Origin of the sequence: Mesorhizobium sp. M0166 (genome assembly GCF_040322255.1) — a bacterium.
GTDB lineage: Bacteria > Pseudomonadota > Alphaproteobacteria > Rhizobiales > Rhizobiaceae > Mesorhizobium.
On the sequence record NZ_JAMYTD010000040.1, the window covers coordinates 34,025 to 50,210 of the forward strand.

The following is a 16,186-nucleotide window of genomic DNA, read 5'->3' on the forward strand; positions in this document are numbered from 1 at the left end:
AACAGCCATCCTTCCACAAGGAGCAAACCCATGGATTATCGAAATCTTGGCGCATCGGGCCTGAAGGTCCCGGCGCTCTCGTTCGGCGCTGGAACCTTCGGCGGTTCGGGCCCGCTGTTCGGCGCCTGGGGCAACAGCGATGCGACCGAAGCGCGGCGGCTGGTCGACATCTGTCTTGAGGCCGGCGTCAACCTGTTCGACACTGCCGATGTCTATTCGAATGGCGCTTCCGAACAAGTGCTCGGCGCTGCCATCAAGGGCCGCCGCGACGCCGTGCTGATCTCGACCAAGACCTCGCTGCCGATGGGCGACGGTCCCAACGATGCCGGCTCTTCGCGTTCACGCCTGATCAAGGCCGTCGAAGACGCGCTGAGGCGTCTTGGCACCGACTACATCGACCTGCTGCAACTGCACGCTTTCGACGCCGCAACACCGATCGAGGAGGCGCTGTCGACGCTGGACAGTCTCGTGCGCGCCGGCAAGCTGCGTTATGTCGGCGTCTCCAATTTTTCCGGCTGGCAAGTGATGAAGTCGCTCGGCCTGGCGGACAGATACGGCTATCCCCGATACGTCGCCCATCAGGTCTATTACTCGCTGGTCGGACGCGATTATGAATGGGAGTTGATGCCGCTCGGCCTCGACCAGGGTGTCGGTGCGCTGGTGTGGAGCCCGCTCGGCTGGGGCCGCCTGACCGGCAAGATCCGCCGTGGCCAGAAGCTGCCTGAGAAAAGCCGGCTGCATGACACCGCAAGCTTCGGACCGCCCGTCGAGGATGAGCATCTCTATCGGGTGATCGACGCGCTTGATGTTGTCGCCGAGGAAACCGGCAAGACCATACCGCAGATCGCCATCAATTGGCTGCTGCAGCGGCCGACCGTCGCCTCCGTCATCATCGGCGCGCGCAACGAGGAGCAGTTGCGCCAGAATCTCGGCGCCGTCGGCTGGTCCTTGACAGCCGGGCAGATGAAGAAGCTCGACACGGCAAGTGAGGTCACCGCACCCTACCCGTATTTTCCCTACCGCCGGCAGGAGGGGTTTGCCCGGCTGAGCCCGCCTGCAGTCTGACGCTCCAAAAGCTGGGGCGGCGGCTCCCAGCCTGCCACCCGCCCGGCTAATGCAGCACGAACTCGCCGTCGACCTTGCGCCATTCGTTCGGCGCGATCAGCTTCTGGTGCGTGTAGCTGACCGAATGCAGCGGGCCTTCGAGCTTGGCCTGCCAGAACTCGATGAAGCGGATCAGCACCGGAAATTTCGGGGCGATGTCGTAATCCTGCCAGATGAAGCTCTGCAGCAGATGCGGATGATCGGGAAAGTGATAAAGAATCTTGGCCGTGGTCAAGCCATAGCCCTTGAGCATCAGGTCCATTTCGGAATGGTCGCGCATTGCGGTCCCCTGGTTGATTCTCCTTCCTCCCAGCCTGAAATTGTGCACCCCATTTGCTTAATCGTCTATTGGTATTTCTGCGATCGAATCAGATTCCTCCCGCAAAAACATGTGCTTAGCAGCCACCTCACGAGAGTGCTGACACCGCCTGGCAAGGCACCTGCGGCATCCCGCCGCGCGAATCCAACGTCTAATGTTGCCGTCGCGGCCGAACTGTTAATAATGCGCGCGAATTCGCGGCCGCATCGCTGCGATCCTGCCGGCGGTCAAGCCGGCGGTTTGGTTTTGGGGAGGAAGGCGAAGAATGTCCGATGTTCATGTCCATCGCGTCCAGCCGGCGTGGAAGAAGAACGCGCTGATTGACAATGACACCTACCTGAAATGGTACGCCGACAGCGTCAAGAGCCCGGACAGGTTCTGGGGCAAGCACGGCAAGCGCATCGACTGGTTCAAGCCGTACAGCAAGGTCAAGAACACGTCCTTCGACGGCAAGGTCTCGATCAAATGGTTCGAGGATGGCCAGACCAACGTTTCCTGGAACTGCATCGACCGGCATCTGAAGAAGCGCGGCGAACAGACCGCTATCATCTGGGAAGGCGACAATCCCTACGACGATAGGAAGATCACCTATAACGAACTTCACGCGCATGTCTGCCGCCTCGCTAATGTGATGAAGAAGCACGGCGTCAAGAAGGGCGACCGCGTCACCATCTACATGCCGATGATCCCGGAGGCCGCTTATGCGATGCTCGCCTGCACGCGCATCGGCGCCATTCATTCGGTCGTCTTCGGCGGCTTTTCGCCGGACGCGCTGGCCGGACGCATCGACGACTGCAAGTCGACCTTCGTCATCACCGCCGACGAAGGCCTGCGCGGCGGCAAGTCGATCCCGTTGAAGGACAACACCGACAAGGCGATCGAGATCGCCGCCAAGGCTGGAACGAAAGTCGAAAAGGTCTTGGTAGTACGCCGCACCGGCGGCAAGACCGGCTGGGCCGCCGGGCGCGACGTCTGGTACCATGACGAGGTCGCGACGGTTAAGGCCGAATGCAAGCCCGAGAAGATGAACGCCGAGGACCCGCTGTTCATCCTCTACACATCCGGCTCGACCGGCAAGCCGAAGGGCGTGCTGCACACCACGGCCGGCTATCTCGTTTATGTCTCGATGACCCACCAATATGTCTTCGACTATCATGACGGCGATATCTACTGGTGCACCGCCGATGTCGGCTGGGTCACCGGCCACAGCTACATCGTCTACGGGCCGCTGGCCAACGGCGCAACCACGCTGATGTTCGAAGGCGTGCCGAACTACCCCTCGCAGTCGCGGTTCTGGGACGTGATCGACAAGCACAAGGTCAACATCTTCTACACCGCGCCGACGGCGCTGCGCGCGCTGATGGGTGCCGGCGATGCCCATGTCACCAAAACGTCGCGCAAGTCGCTGCGCGTGCTCGGCACCGTCGGCGAGCCGATCAATCCGGAAGCCTGGGAGTGGTATTTCAACGTCGTCGGCAACGGCAAGGTGCCGATCGTCGACACCTGGTGGCAGACCGAGACCGGCGGCATCATGATCACGCCGGTTCCGGGCGCCACCCACCTCAAGGCGGGTTCGGCGACGCGGCCCTTCTTTGGCGTCAAGCCGCAGCTGGTCGATGCCGACGGCAAGGTGCTGGAAGGCGAAGCCAGCGGCAATCTTTGTATTGCCGACTCATGGCCGGGCCAGATGCGCACCGTCTATGGCGATCACGACCGCTTCGTGCAGACCTATTTCTCGACCTACAGGGGCAGGTACTTCACCGGCGACGGCTGCCGCCGCGATGCTGACGGCTACTACTGGATCACCGGCCGCGTCGACGACGTCATCAACGTCTCCGGCCACCGCATGGGCACCGCCGAGGTCGAATCGGCGCTGGTTTCGCATGAGAAGGTCTCGGAGGCCGCCGTCGTCGGCTACCCGCACGATATCAAGGGCCAGGGCATTTACTGCTATGTCACGCTGATGGCCGGCGAGACGCCAAGCGAGGAACTGCGCCAGGAGCTCGTCGCCCATGTCCGCAAGGAGATCGGCGCCATCGCTTCGCCCGACAAGATCCAGTTCGCGGCCGGCCTGCCGAAGACGCGTTCCGGCAAGATCATGCGGCGCATCCTGCGCAAGATCGCCGAGGACGATTTTGCCACGCTCGGCGACACCTCGACGCTGGCCGATCCGGCGGTCGTCGACGACCTGATCGCCAACCGGCAGAACAAGAAGGGCTGATGCAACCCGCATTGGGCGCCGTCACCGCGCTTTGCCGCTATCCCGCGAGCTCGCTCGCCGGCGAGTTTCAGGAGGCGATCTCCGTGGACTGGCATACCGTCGAAGGCGACCGGCTGTTTGGCCTTGTCGATACCTTGACCGACGAAATCGCACGGCCCGACCGCGAAGCGAAATGGCACAAAGTGCCCCGCATCCGCACCCGGCTGTCGCAGGCCGGCAGACTGGAGGTCGCCATCCCGGACGGACGCTGGCTTTCGGCACCTGGCGCGCAAAGTGATCGCGCCATTTCCGCCTATCTCGGCTTTGCGGCTTCCATCCGGCCGTTCCGCCGGGAAAATGCGGCTCCGGATTACGCCGGCCCCCTGCTGATGGAACGCTACGTCAAAGCCCCTATTCATCTACTGACCACCGCCTCACTGGCGCGTTTGAAAGTGCTGCATCCAAAGGGCACGGCCGACCCGCGCCGCTTCCGCCCCAACATCGTCGTCGACATGGCGGCGGTCGAGGGATCGTTCCCGGAAACGGAATGGATCGGCCGCAAGCTGGCGATCGGCGATCTGCTGCTGACCATCTCCGAACCATGCCGCCGCTGCGGTTTCACCATCATCGCCCAGGACGGCTTCGACCACGATCCGGCAATCCTGCGCAGCCTGGTCCGCCACAATGCGCATAATATGGGCGTCTACTGCACCGTCGACCGACCGGCCCGCGTCGAGATCGGCGCCGCGATGCGCCTCCTGTAGCTATCGGTACAAATCCGCCCGCGTCGGCGGCAGGCCGCTCGGCCCACGCGCGCGCCTGGTGGCGACGGTCTGGAAAACCTGTGCCGATGCACGTTCGAAGGTAATCGAGCAGCCGGTGAGATAAAGTAGCCAGAGCCGCGCCTTGGCTTCGCCGACCTCGGCGATGGCTTCGTCAAAGCGTGCGTGGAGGCGCTCGGCCCACAGCCTGCAAGTGCGCGCATAGTGCTCGCGCAAGTTTTCGACGTCGTAGACGAGGAAGCCGTGCGCCTCGAGATTGCCGAGCGTCATGCCGATCGTATCGAGTTCGCCGCCCGGAAAAATGTATTTGATCAGCGCCTTGAATTCCGGCCCCTTGCGCAGCGTCTTCTTTATGTTGCCCTTGTCGCGCCGGGTGATGGCGTGGTGCAGATAGATGCCGCCGGGCTTGAGCAGGCGATGGATCCTCGAGAAATAGGCCGCATGGTTGGCAAGCCCCAGATGCTCGAACATGCCGATCGACGAGATCTTGTCGAAGGAGCCGGACAGCTCGGCATAGGACTTGATCTCGATGGTGATGCGGTCCTCCAGCCCCTCTGCGCGGATGCGCTCGCGGGCGAGCTCGGTCTGTGCCTCCGACAGCGAAACGCCGTGGCCGACGACGCCATAATTCTTCACCGCGTGGATGAGCATCGCTCCCCAGCCGCAGCCGATGTCGAGCAATCTGTCGCCGGGCTTCAGCCGAAGCTTGCGGCAGATATGGTCGAGCTTGTCTCTCTGCGCCTGATCGATATCGTTGGCAAAATCCTTGAAGTAGCCGCAGCTATAGACCATGCGCTCGTCGAGGAAGAGCCGGTAGAATGCGTTGGAAATGTCGTAGTGATGCTGGATCGCCTCCTTGCTCGAACCGCTGACGTAAGGATTGCGGCCGGAAAGATCGGTTCGCGCGGTCATCTGTTTTCGCGAAAACAGCACCGCCGGCAGGTCGCGCAGGATCGCCAGCTTCGGCAATGTCTTGAGCTTTGTCCTGAGCTTGCCGTGCGTGGGCAAGGCGTAGAAATCGAACAGCGATCCGTCTTCGACGTCGACCGCCTTGGCAATCCACATCTCGATCAGCGTCGATAAAGAAGGGCGGCGTACGATCTGCCAGACGATGTCCTGGTCATTGATAGTCAGCACCGGGCCGGTAGCCGGGCCGATCCGCTCGCCTGTCCACAGCCTCACCGCAAAACCCGGCTTAAGCGTCTCGATGACCGTCCGAACAATCCGGGCCGCTCTCTCGGCTGCCTCCATCCCCGTCCTCCCTTACCCGGCAAAATAGTGACCCGGAACAATAGCGGCTCGATCTTGCCTGCCCGATCGGCCGGCCGCAAGCTGCCTGAGTGCGCAAGCACGCTTGTTCAGGATTTTCGAGTGCCGCGCCTTGCCATTTGCCGGGTGACACCCCATCATGAGCGAGTGTTCAACAAATCGAAAGGAGGTGATCCGATGTCGAGTGATTTCGTTTTCCAGAACGTGGCCTCAGCGGATCGCACTTTCGGGAAGCAGTCTTCCCGTTAAGGCGCGAGATGCGCGGCTGGCGACCAGGGTCGCCGCCAGGAGCCGCGCCATGGACGGAAACACGGAAGGCCGCCGGCTTCGCGAGAAGCGGCGGCCTTTTCCTTTTTGGGCTGTTTGTCCTCTATTTGGTTACGGTCAACATCTCGACGTTGCGCACTATATCCTGGAAAGCCTGGTTGAGTTCCGTTCCATTGGCCGCCTGATAAAAGTGCTTGATCTTGGCGGTGTCCGGGCTCGCGCAATCCTGGAGCGTCGCCTTGGCATTCGTTTCGTTTAGGTCAAACCCAATGGTGAAGACCTCGATGCCCTTGTCGCGCATGGCAGCGCAAAGTGTCTTGGCTGCCGTGCGAGTCGGCTCCTTGCCGGCGTCATTGTAGACGTCGCTCACCGTGCTCGCATCGAAGTAGGACAGGTTGAATTCGCCATCGGTCATCAGGATCGCGATCTTGGCAACCTTCTTTGGATCCATCTTGGCCGGCCGTTCCGAGGCTTTCATCACACTGCCCCAGTTCTCCGAAAGCATGTACCAGCTCCACTGCACGCCGATATGGCCGGCAGTGCCGCCCGATGCGACAAAGGTCTTGATGACGTTCTTGAGCGCCGTGGCGTCCGCCGTCAGCGGTTTCAACGCGGCGGCAGGGCAGGCAGCCGTGCCGGTCTGCCAGGCGAAGGATGACAGCAGGTAGTCGCGATTGATCATGCTGACGTCGGGGCCCGCATCCGAATACTGATAGGTCCCCTTGCGCTCGGTGGCACAATTGTCCGGACGCACAAAGCCGGAGACATACTGCACGGCGCCATTGCCGGGCGCCTGTTTGCGTTGACTGGCGGTGGTTTCCACATAGACGCTGCTGGCGGCAATTGTACCGGCATTCACCGAATTGGCATAAGGCACGATAGCAACCCGCACACGTGGCTTGGAGGGGTCCTGGCCGCCCAGGAAGCTGTCGACAGCATTCGCTGCGGCCGTCCGCAGATCGATGATTTTCTGGCCGGCCATCGACCCGGTCACGTCGAGCATCATCGCGACTTCGACCTGCTTGTCCGAATAGAGCGCCGTCGTCGATGCGGGGACGCGTTGCATGCCACTCGTGCCGAAAAGCGGGAAATAGTAGTTGACATTGACATGGACGTCCGCCTGGACCGTGTTGGCGGTTCGGTCGACGGTCAATTTGTCGAGGACGATCTGGTCGTCCTGCAGGATACCCGCCGTGCTGTTGGCATCGAGAAAGGCCTGCACCGATTTGCTGGCGTCGGCCTCGCTGATGACGCCGGTTGTCAGGTCGCGGGCCGTCGAGGTGACCGCTGCATCGACGACGCCCTGCAAGCTCGACTTTACATTGTAGAGTTGGGACATGTTGACGGCAAAGCCGACACTCAGTGCCAGCACTGAGCCGATTATCCCAAACAGCACCGCGAAATTTCCGCTGCGATCCCCGGCAAAGTCGCCGATCGCTTGAACAAGCCTCCCGAAACGCCGCATTCCTACCGCCTCCATTCGCTACAGCCTGCAGCTGTCCGAACGCGCATTGCAGGAATCCGGCCGGATAGCGCCGCCAGGCGAGGGAAGGTAGGCGGCTACCTCTCAGGCCATTGTTTCCAAACGGTTTCGAGCGGTGACAAGGTAAACAGCTGGTAAACGAAAGCCGCGTCGGCGCGGCTTTGTTCACAAAGCGCTTACCAAGATTCGGGCTCGCAATTCGAGACGGCTGGACTGCGTCCCAATCCGGTACAGACGAGATGTATCGAACAGGATCAGTGCTACCGCGGTGGCGGCAGGTGGAAATCCGGACTTCGAATGTGTCCGAAGATCAGGCCAGCATCCGTGCGCTGACGGTCTTGTCGACGCCACGATAAGGCGGCTTGAACAGATTGCCTTCCTGCTCGTGCGTCCAGACCTTGAACAGGCTGAGCCGATGCGGGCCGAAACTGTGGAGCAGCGGCACGTCGGTGGCGTCGCGGCCGCGCGCGATGACGACGCGGCCGATCCTCGGCACATTGTGGCGAGGATCGAAAGTGTACCATCTGCCGTCGAGGAACACTTCCACCCACGCCGAGAAATCCATCGGCGCCGGATCGGCGGGCACGCCGATATCGCCGAGATAGCCGTTGACGTAGCGGGCGGGGATATTCATGCAGCGGCAGAGCGTGATCGCCAGATGGGCAAAGTCGCGGCAGACGCCGACGCGCTCCTCATGCGCTTGCGCCGCCGTGCGGGTCGAGCGCGCATAGCCGTAGCCGAAGGACAGCCGGTTATGGACATAGTCGACGATCGCCTGCACCCGCGCCCAGCCGGGCGGAAGCTGGCCGAAAAGTTGCCAGGCCAGGTCGCCGAGATGGTCGGTCTCGCAGTAACGGCTGCCGAGCAGATAGCCGAGCACATCGTCCGGCAATTCGGCGACCGGGACTTCCCTGGCCAGCGTGTTGACCTCGTCCGGCTCGCCGCTGTCCTCGACCACCGCGTCATAGAGGATGCGAAAGCTTCCGGCTGGCGCCGTGAAGCGGCGGCAGCTATTGCCGAAAAGATCGTGGTAGACCCTGGTCGGGACCGACGGCGACGTCAGTACGCGCGTCTGCCGCTTGATATCGGCCTGGCGATCCCGATGGATCTCGAGCAGCGAAACAATCGGCGTGGCTGCAGCGCATTCAATGGCAATTTCATAGCCGAGCCTGATCAGCATCGCCGTCCCCCTACGATCGTCATGGAAGATAGTGCTGGTCAACGCAGGAGAGTGTGCGGCGGTTCCTTGCGAACGTCGAAAACGACGCCTCGCGGCTTCCCATACGGACGCGGCAACGTTACGCTCGATCGACACGCGACTTCGAAATAATCCCTCCAAGATGACCCCGGGAAAACCGATGTTTGCAGGCAGAAAATTCGCCGCCTTCCTGTTCGATATGGACGGCACGATTCTCAATTCGATTGCCGCGGCGGAAAGGGTCTGGGCAGCTTGGGCGCATCGGCAAGGTCTTGACGTCGCCGCATTCCTGCCGACCATCCACGGCGTGCGGGCGATCGAGACCATCGGCCGGCTGGCGCTCCCGGGCGTCGATCCTGCGCGTGAAGCCGAATCGCTTTTGCAGGCCGAGGCGGCCGATGTCGAGGGCATTCGCCCGATTGCCGGCGCCGCGGCCTTCCTGGCGTCGCTGCCGCCCGGAAGCTGGGCGATCGCCACTTCGGCACCGCGCGAGCTGGCCCTGCTGCGCCTGCAGGCCGCCGGTATTCCGGCTCCCGCCGTGATCGTTGCGGCGGAGGACGTATCGCGCGGCAAGCCGGCGCCCGACTGCTTCCGGCTGGCGGCCGAGCGGCTCGGCGTCGATGTGCGCGACTGCCTCGTCTTCGAGGACGCACCGGCCGGCATAGCGGCAGCCGAAGCCGCGGGCGCTGCGGTCGTGGTGATCAGCGCCACGCACCGGCATACGTTGGAGACGCCGCATGCCGCCATCACCGGCTATGACGCGATCGGCATCGCCGTCGATGCCAGCGGCTGGATAGCCATCGAAGCGGAACGGACCGCACAGCCTGCGTAGTTTGGCACCCTGCCTGGGCTAAAAGTCGCTGGTCAGGCCCTTGACCTCCCAGTCGCCGTAGCGGCCGGGCTCCTTGCCGCCGCGCCCGCCGATCTCCCTCGGCAGCGTGGCTTCCTGCTCGCGATATTTGTCCCGCCGGGCCTCGGCCTCGGCCAAGGCGCGCCTGGCTGCCGGGGTCAGCAGCTTTTGCGGCGAGCCGTTAGCATGCGTTTGGCTGGTTTTGTCGATCATGCGATCTTCCGCTAGATTGAAACAGGCCCCGATTGAAACGGGAACCGCTGTTTCCCATCATATAGCGATGGGCCCACAAGGATCGACCCCTTTGTTGGGCCAGAACGGAGCAGACGATGAACACCCTTCGCACCGCCATGCTATTGGCCGCAATGACGGCCCTGTTCATGGGTGTCGGCTATCTGGTCGGCGGATCCGGCGGCATGATAATTGCCTTGCTGATCGCCGCCGGCACCAATTTGTTCAGCTATTGGAACGCCGACAAGATGGTGCTGTCGATGCACCGTGCGATCGAGGTCGACGAACGCAACGCGCCTGAATATTACGCCATCGTGAAGGGTCTGGCGCAACGCGCCGGCCTGCCGATGCCAAGAACCTATCTCATCGACAATCCGCAGCCCAATGCCTTCGCCACCGGCCGCAATCCGCAAAATGCCGCTGTCGCCGCCAGCACCGGCCTGCTCGAGCGGCTGTCGCATGAAGAAGTCGCGGCGGTGATGGCGCACGAGCTCGCTCATGTGCAGCACCGCGATACGCTGACCATGACGATCGTCGCCACCTTCGCGGGCGCAATTTCGATGCTCGGCAATTTCGCCTTCTTTTTCGGCGGCAACCGCGAAAACAACAATTCCTTTGGCATCGTCGGCGTGCTGGTGGCGATGATCGTCGCGCCGCTGGCCGCCATGATCGTGCAGATGGCGGTGAGCCGCACCCGCGAATACGAGGCCGACCGGCGCGGTGCCGAAATCTGTGGACACCCGCTGTGGCTCGCCTCGGCACTTGACAAGATCGCGCGGGGCGCCGAACGCATCCGCAACCCCGATGCCGAGCGCAATCCGGCAACCGCCCATCTCTTCATCATCAATCCTCTTTCCGGCGAGCGCATGGACAGTTTGTTTTCCACTCACCCGAGCACAGAAAACCGCATTGCCGCATTGCAGAGGATGGCGAGCGAGATGGCCGGCGCACCCGAAGCGGCCGAGGCACCAAGGCCGGCGCCGGAAGGGACCGGGCAGCAGCCGTCGGGCCCGTGGGACAGGGCCGCGCGGCCCGAGAGGCCGGCTGAGCCGGCCAAGCCGAGGCCCAATCCCTGGGGACGCAATCCGACCGGACCCAAGGGTCCTTGGTCGTGAGCGGAGCCATGGACAGCAATTGCGAGATCTCGCTGGCGGAAATCCGCGATCTCTGTGCGAGGCACTGGAACCCCATCGGCATACCGATGGCGAACCTGGCACCATCGAGCGAGCCGCGATTCCGCCGCCCGCTGCCTGCCGACGAATATGATACCTATCTTCTCCATGTCATCCGACTTGTCGGCGATGGTGCATCTCCGAGCCAAGTCGCGGATTACCTCAGCACTGTGGAGAACGAGTACATCCAACTGACTTCTCCCCGAGGAAGCAAAGACGATTTTGTCAGCGCCGTCTTTGGACTGGCCAAACGAACATCGACACTGTGAAGCCGCTTCCAAGCCAAGTTTCAGAGGTTGTCGGCCTCCCCGCGCGCAAGGCAGCCGCGCGCCTGCTTACCGCCGTCATTGACGCGAAAACGCCGCTCGATGGGCTGACCGACCACGAGAACGGCCATCCGCAATACAAGGCGCTCGACCTGCGCGACCGCGCCCTGGTGCGCGCCATTCTGGTCACCGCCCTGCGCTACCGCATGACCATATCAGGCCTTTTGGCCCGCCGCCTGGAAAAGCCGCTGCCGCCCAATGCCACGGCGCTTTCGCATATCTTGCATGTGGCGGCAGCGCAGATCCTGTTCCTCGATGTTCCCGACAGCGCTGCCGTCGACCTCGCCGTCACGCACGCCAAGTCCGATCCGCGGACGGCGCGCTTTTCCGGCCTCGTCAACGGCGTGCTGCGCACGCTGGCGCGGGCCAAGCAGGACGAGCTCGCGGCCGCACTTGCCGCAACCGACGAGGCGCCAAAATGGTTTTCCGACCGTTTGAAAATGGTCTACGGCCTCGACAAAGCCAGGCAGATACAGCTCGCCCATCGCCATGAGGCGCCGGTCGATTTCTCGGTCAAGTCGGACCCGGCGCTGTGGGCCGAACGGCTCGGCGGCTTTGTCTTGCCGACCGGCACGGTGCGGGTGGAAAAGCTCAGCGCTTCCGTGACCGAACTGCCCGGTTTCGCGGAAGGCGCCTGGTGGGTTCAGGACGCGGCGGCCAGCCTGCCGGCCCGGCTGTTCGGCGACATCAATGGTTTGCGAATCGCCGACCTCTGTGCCGCGCCGGGCGGCAAGACCGCCCAGCTGATCCTCGCCGGCGCCCATGTCACCGCGCTCGACATGTCCAAAACGCGGCTGGCACGGTTGACGCAGAACCTTGAACGGCTCGGTCTGGCCGCCGAGATCGTCCAGGCCGATCTGCTCAAATACGAGCCGAAAGACCGCTTCGACGCCGTCCTCCTCGACGCACCTTGCTCTTCGACCGGCACGGTGCGGCGGCATCCCGACGTCCCCTGGACGAAGACGGCGGCCGACGTCGAAAAACTGGCCGACCTGCAACGCCGGCTGCTTGCCCGCGCCGTCACCCTGGTCAAGCCTGGCGGTCGCATCGTCTTTTCCAACTGTTCGCTCGATCCGCTGGAAGGCGAAGAGCTCCATCGCGACTTTCTCGCCGGCAATGCGGAGATTGTCGATGACCCACTTCGGCCGGGTGAGATCGCCGGCATCGACCCGTTCCTGACGCCGCAAGGCACGTTGCGCACCACGCCTGCCGATCTGGAGTTAGGCTCGCCGGGCCGCTCCGGGCTGGACGGCTTCTTTGCCGCCCGCATGCGCAGAGCCGGCTAAGGGCCGATCTTGAAGCGCCGTCCGGCTTCTTGGGGCGAGGAGGCATGGAAAACCGGCTGAACGGCCCCACTGCCGCGGAATTCGCCTTCGCACAAGTTCTTGAATCATATAAACTTGTGCTTGGGTGAGGACGATCAGGAGGGGTTTTGGCAATCGCTGCCGGTAACACGACGCGTCTGTGGACGCTTGTCGCGAGGGAGTTCTGGCGCAAGACGCGCCGGCGCTTGCGCGCCGGGCCACTCTATCGCTGGCGTTACTCCGGCCGCACGCCGGAGCGCGTCCTGATTGCCCCGCCGGACCTGCGCCTCGCCGATCCTCAGATCGCGCTCGAGATCTATTACGGCCGCTATCCGCTTTCGGGGCATCTGGTCGAGACCGGTGGCAAATCGCCCTTCCAGATCGACGTGCCCAATCCCGGCTGGCAAAAAACGCTGCATGGCTTTCGCTGGCTGCGCCATATGCGTGCCGCGGGTACCGAGCTCGCCGCCGCCAACGCGCGGGCGTTGGTTTCCGACTGGATTGCAATCCATGGCAGCTATATTTCCGGCGTCGCCTGGGAGCCGGGCACGACGGCCAAGCGTGTCATTGCCTGGCTGCAGCATTCCTCGATCGTGTTGCAGGGCGCCGAATTTCCGTTCTACCGCGGGTTCCTGAAGTCGCTCGCCGTCCAGATCCGCTATCTGCGCGCCATGGTGCGCGAGATGCCGGATGGCAAGGACAGGCTGCGCGCGCGCATTGCGCTGGCCTTTGCCGCTTTGTCGCTGCCGGCGCCGGCCTCGGCGCTGCGCGGTGCCACACGCAATCTCGCCGAGGAGCTCGACCGCCAGATCCTGCCTGACGGCGGCCATATCTCGCGCAATCCGATGACCGTGCTTGAAATCCTCGCCGACCTTCTGCCGTTGCGCCAGACCTACGCCAATCAGGCCGAGACGCCGCCGGCCGCCCTGATCGGCGCCATCGACCGGATGCTGCCGGCACTGCGCTTCTTTCGCCATCAGGATGGCAGCCTTGCCCGCTTCAACGGCATGGGCGCCACTATTCACGACCGTATCGCCAGCATCCTGCATCACGACGACACCGCCGGCGCACCGTTGCTGCACGCGCCGCATTCGGGTTACGAGCGCCTGTCGATGGGCGGTGCCACTGTGATCGCCGATACCGGCCCGCCGCCGCCCGTCGACGTGTCCAATGCCGCTCACGCCGGATGCCTCGCCTTCGAATTGTCGTCGGGCCGCCAGCACTATATCGTCAACGCCGGAATAGACACTTACGGCGCCGCCGAGTTCCGGCCGCTTGCCCGCGCCACCGCCGCCCACTCGACCGCCACCATCAACGACACCTCATCGGCGCGCTTCAACCATTCCTTGCGCGTCAACGACCTGCTCGGCACGCCTTTGATCGGCGGGCCGCAACATGTGCCTTGCAAGCGTACCGACCAGAAGGGCAGCCAGGGCTTCATCGCCCGCCATGACGGCTATGTGGCGCGCTTCGGCTTTCTGCATGAGCGCGAGCTGAAATTATCGACCGAAGGCAATGTGCTTGCCGGCAGGGACCGCTTCCTGCGCCCGGGCGGCGCTTCTATCCGCAACAATGGCCGTGATTTCGTCACGGTGCGTTTCCATGTCCATCCCGATATTAACCTGCTCCAGGATGAGCATGACCGTCTGGTGCTGGCCGCCGACCATGCCGACACTTGGGTGTTTACCTCTACCGAAGTGGCGCCCGAGGTCGAGGAATCGATCTATTTCGCCGGACTCGGCGGCCCACGCCGCAGCCGCCAGATCGTGCTTGCCTTCAAGGCCTCGGAAATTTCCGAGGTCCACTGGCAATTGACGCGCACCATCATCGCCGGCCGTCCGGAAAAAGCTGAAGCCGGTGGCAACGGCAGACACTGATCAAGCCTTGCGGCTTGATTTCCGGGCCTCATATGCTACGGCCCGCGGACGCTCTCCAACCAGAACTGGAAAGGCCGCCAGCCCATGGCCGTCGCCGCCAAGAACATTCCCGCGCCCGACCTTGTTCCCATCCGTCGCGCGCTGCTCTCCGTCTTCGACAAGACCGGCCTGATCGATTTCGCCAGGGCGCTGGCTTCGGCCGGCGTCGAGCTGGTTTCGACCGGCGGCACCGCAAGGGCCCTTGCCGAGGCAGGCATGGCGGTGCGCGACGTGTCCGAGCTCACCGGCTTTCCCGAGATCATGGACGGCCGCGTCAAGACGCTGCACCCGTCGGTGCACGGCGCACTACTTGGCGTGCGCGACGATCCCGAGCACGCCGCGGCGATGCGCGACCATGGCATCGAGCCGATCGATCTCGTCATTTCCAATCTTTATCCGTTCGAAGAGGTGCGTCGCTCCGGCGCCGACTACGCGGCGATCGTCGAGAACATCGACATCGGCGGCCCGGCGATGATCCGTGCCTCGGCCAAGAACCACGCCTATGTCGGCATCGTCACCGACCCCGATGACTATGCCTCGGTGCTCAACGCGCTGGAGATGAATTTCGGGTCGTTGTCGCTGGATTTCCGCAAGAAGCTGGCAGCCAAGGCCTTTGCCCGCACCGCCACCTACGATGCGGCGATCTCGGGATGGTTTGCCGAGGCGCTTGAGATCGAGCATCCGACATGGCGCGCCTTCGGCGGCAAGCTGCAATCGGTGATGCGCTACGGCGAAAACCCGCATCAGGGCGCCGGCTTCTATGTCAATGGCGACAGGCGGCCGGGCGTCGCCACGGCGCGCCAGCTTCAGGGCAAGCAGCTTTCCTACAACAACATCAACGATACCGACGCTGCCTTCGAGCTGGTCGGCGAATTCGATCCGGCCCGCTCCGCAGCAGTTGCCATCATCAAGCACGCCAACCCGTGCGGCGTCGCCGAGGACGCTTCGCTGCAGGCGGCTTATGCCAAGGCGCTGGCCTGCGACCCGGTCTCGGCCTTCGGCGGAATCGTCGCCATGAACCGCATCCTCGATGCCGGAACCGCCGAAGAGATCGTCAAAACCTTTACCGAAGTGATCATCGCACCGGAGGCGTCCGAAGAAGCAGTCCGCATCATTGCCGCCAAGAAGAATCTACGCCTGCTGGTCACCGGCGGCCTGCCCGACCCGCGCGCCGCGGGCCTCGGCTTGAAATCGGTTGCTGGCGGCTTGCTGGTCCAGGGCCGCGACAATGGGGTGGTAGATGACCTCGACCTGAAAGTGGTGACCAGGCGCGCTCCGACGCCGGCCGAATTGGCCGATCTGAAATTCGCCTTTCGCGTAGCAAAGCACGTCAAGTCGAACGCCATCGTCTATGCCAGGGACGGCGCCACGGTCGGCATCGGCGCCGGCCAGATGAGCCGGGTCGATTCCTCGCGCATCGCCGCGCGCAAGGCGCTCGACGCCGCCGAGGCTGCCGGTCTGACGGAGCCTTTGACCAAGGGATCGGTCGTCGCCTCGGATGCCTTCTTCCCGTTCGCGGATGGGCTTTTGTCGGCAATCGAAGCCGGCGCTACCGCCGTCATCCAGCCCGGCGGCTCGATGCGCGACGACGATGTCATCGCCGCCGCCGACGCTCACGGCATTGCCATGGTCTTCACCGGAGTGAGGCACTTCCGGCATTGAACTCCCTCCCTTCCCCTTGCTATCGGATTCACACATTTTGCAGATTGAGTTTGGTTCCGTACTTGATGGCGTGGAATTCGGCGAGGCCGATGCGCATGACCTT

At 63.3% G+C, this 16,186-nt stretch carries 14 protein-coding genes; 9 read left to right on the forward strand and 5 right to left on the reverse strand.

What is annotated here, in order from left to right:
• Window positions 1-30: 30 nt before the first annotated feature.
• Entirely contained in the window at window positions 31-1,065 is a 1,035-nt protein-coding gene (locus NKJ46_RS28315) for an aldo/keto reductase (protein ID WP_352669489.1), read from the forward strand.
• Between the two features lie 46 nt (window positions 1,066-1,111).
• Here NKJ46_RS28315 and NKJ46_RS28320 read toward each other — a convergent pair whose 3' ends face one another.
• The gene (locus NKJ46_RS28320) at window positions 1,112-1,384 is read right to left on the reverse strand and encodes an usg protein (RefSeq protein WP_023719720.1); all 273 of its coding nucleotides are present in this window, start codon (window positions 1,382-1,384) and stop codon (window positions 1,112-1,114) included.
• Window positions 1,385-1,688: 304 nt separating this feature from the next.
• On the opposite strand from NKJ46_RS28320, the gene acs reads away from it, so the two are divergent.
• On the forward strand, window positions 1,689-3,644 hold the full coding sequence (gene acs, locus NKJ46_RS28325) for an acetate--CoA ligase (protein ID WP_352669490.1): 1,956 nt from the start codon (window positions 1,689-1,691) through the stop codon (window positions 3,642-3,644).
• Entirely contained in the window at window positions 3,644-4,387 is a 744-nt protein-coding gene (locus NKJ46_RS28330; RefSeq protein WP_352669492.1) for an MOSC domain-containing protein, read from the forward strand. The genes acs and NKJ46_RS28330 overlap by 1 nt, the downstream gene beginning before the upstream one ends.
• Here NKJ46_RS28330 and NKJ46_RS28335 read toward each other — a convergent pair whose 3' ends face one another.
• From NKJ46_RS28335 to NKJ46_RS28345, 3 genes are all read right to left on the reverse strand, one after another.
• Window positions 4,388-5,656, reverse strand: a complete 1,269-nt coding sequence (locus tag NKJ46_RS28335) for a class I SAM-dependent methyltransferase (protein WP_352669495.1) — start codon at window positions 5,654-5,656, stop codon at window positions 4,388-4,390. It abuts the gene before it with no gap.
• A gap of 388 nt (window positions 5,657-6,044) precedes the next feature.
• Window positions 6,045-7,406 (reverse strand): pilus assembly protein TadG-related protein, encoded by a 1,362-nt coding sequence (locus NKJ46_RS28340; protein ID WP_352669497.1) that lies wholly within the window; start codon window positions 7,404-7,406, stop codon window positions 6,045-6,047.
• Window positions 7,407-7,734: 328 nt separating this feature from the next.
• A complete protein-coding gene (locus NKJ46_RS28345; RefSeq protein ID WP_352669500.1) occupies window positions 7,735-8,604 on the reverse strand; it encodes a transglutaminase-like domain-containing protein in 870 nt (289 codons plus the stop codon).
• 178 nt (window positions 8,605-8,782) lie between these two features.
• On the opposite strand from NKJ46_RS28345, the gene NKJ46_RS28350 reads away from it, so the two are divergent.
• Complete coding sequence (locus NKJ46_RS28350; protein WP_352669502.1) at window positions 8,783-9,454, forward strand: HAD-IA family hydrolase; 672 nt, start codon at window positions 8,783-8,785, stop codon at window positions 9,452-9,454.
• A gap of 18 nt (window positions 9,455-9,472) precedes the next feature.
• Here the strand turns inward: NKJ46_RS28350 and NKJ46_RS28355 are convergent, their stop codons facing one another.
• Window positions 9,473-9,685 (reverse strand): DUF1674 domain-containing protein, encoded by a 213-nt coding sequence (locus NKJ46_RS28355; protein WP_352669505.1) that lies wholly within the window; start codon window positions 9,683-9,685, stop codon window positions 9,473-9,475.
• Between the two features lie 116 nt (window positions 9,686-9,801).
• Between NKJ46_RS28355 and htpX the strand changes: the two genes are divergently transcribed.
• The 5 genes from htpX (at window position 9,802) to purH (ending at window position 16,083) form a co-directional block, all read left to right on the forward strand.
• Window positions 9,802-10,818, forward strand: a complete 1,017-nt coding sequence (gene htpX / locus NKJ46_RS28360; protein WP_352669508.1) for a zinc metalloprotease HtpX — start codon at window positions 9,802-9,804, stop codon at window positions 10,816-10,818.
• A gap of 8 nt (window positions 10,819-10,826) precedes the next feature.
• Window positions 10,827-11,144: a hypothetical protein gene (locus NKJ46_RS28365; protein ID WP_352669510.1), complete on the forward strand. Its 318-nt coding sequence runs from the start codon at window positions 10,827-10,829 to the stop codon at window positions 11,142-11,144.
• Window positions 11,141-12,487, forward strand: coding sequence for an RsmB/NOP family class I SAM-dependent RNA methyltransferase (locus NKJ46_RS28370; protein WP_352669512.1), 1,347 nt, complete (start codon window positions 11,141-11,143; stop codon window positions 12,485-12,487). The genes NKJ46_RS28365 and NKJ46_RS28370 overlap by 4 nt, the downstream gene beginning before the upstream one ends.
• Before the next feature lie 146 nt (window positions 12,488-12,633).
• Window positions 12,634-14,382 carry a heparinase II/III family protein gene (locus tag NKJ46_RS28375; protein ID WP_352669515.1) on the forward strand — a complete coding sequence of 583 codons (1,749 nt, stop codon included), beginning with the start codon at window positions 12,634-12,636 and terminating at the stop codon, window positions 14,380-14,382.
• 84 nt (window positions 14,383-14,466) lie between these two features.
• The gene (gene purH, locus NKJ46_RS28380) at window positions 14,467-16,083 is read left to right on the forward strand and encodes a bifunctional phosphoribosylaminoimidazolecarboxamide formyltransferase/IMP cyclohydrolase (RefSeq protein ID WP_352669518.1); all 1,617 of its coding nucleotides are present in this window, start codon (window positions 14,467-14,469) and stop codon (window positions 16,081-16,083) included.
• Window positions 16,084-16,186: the final 103 nt, after the last annotated feature.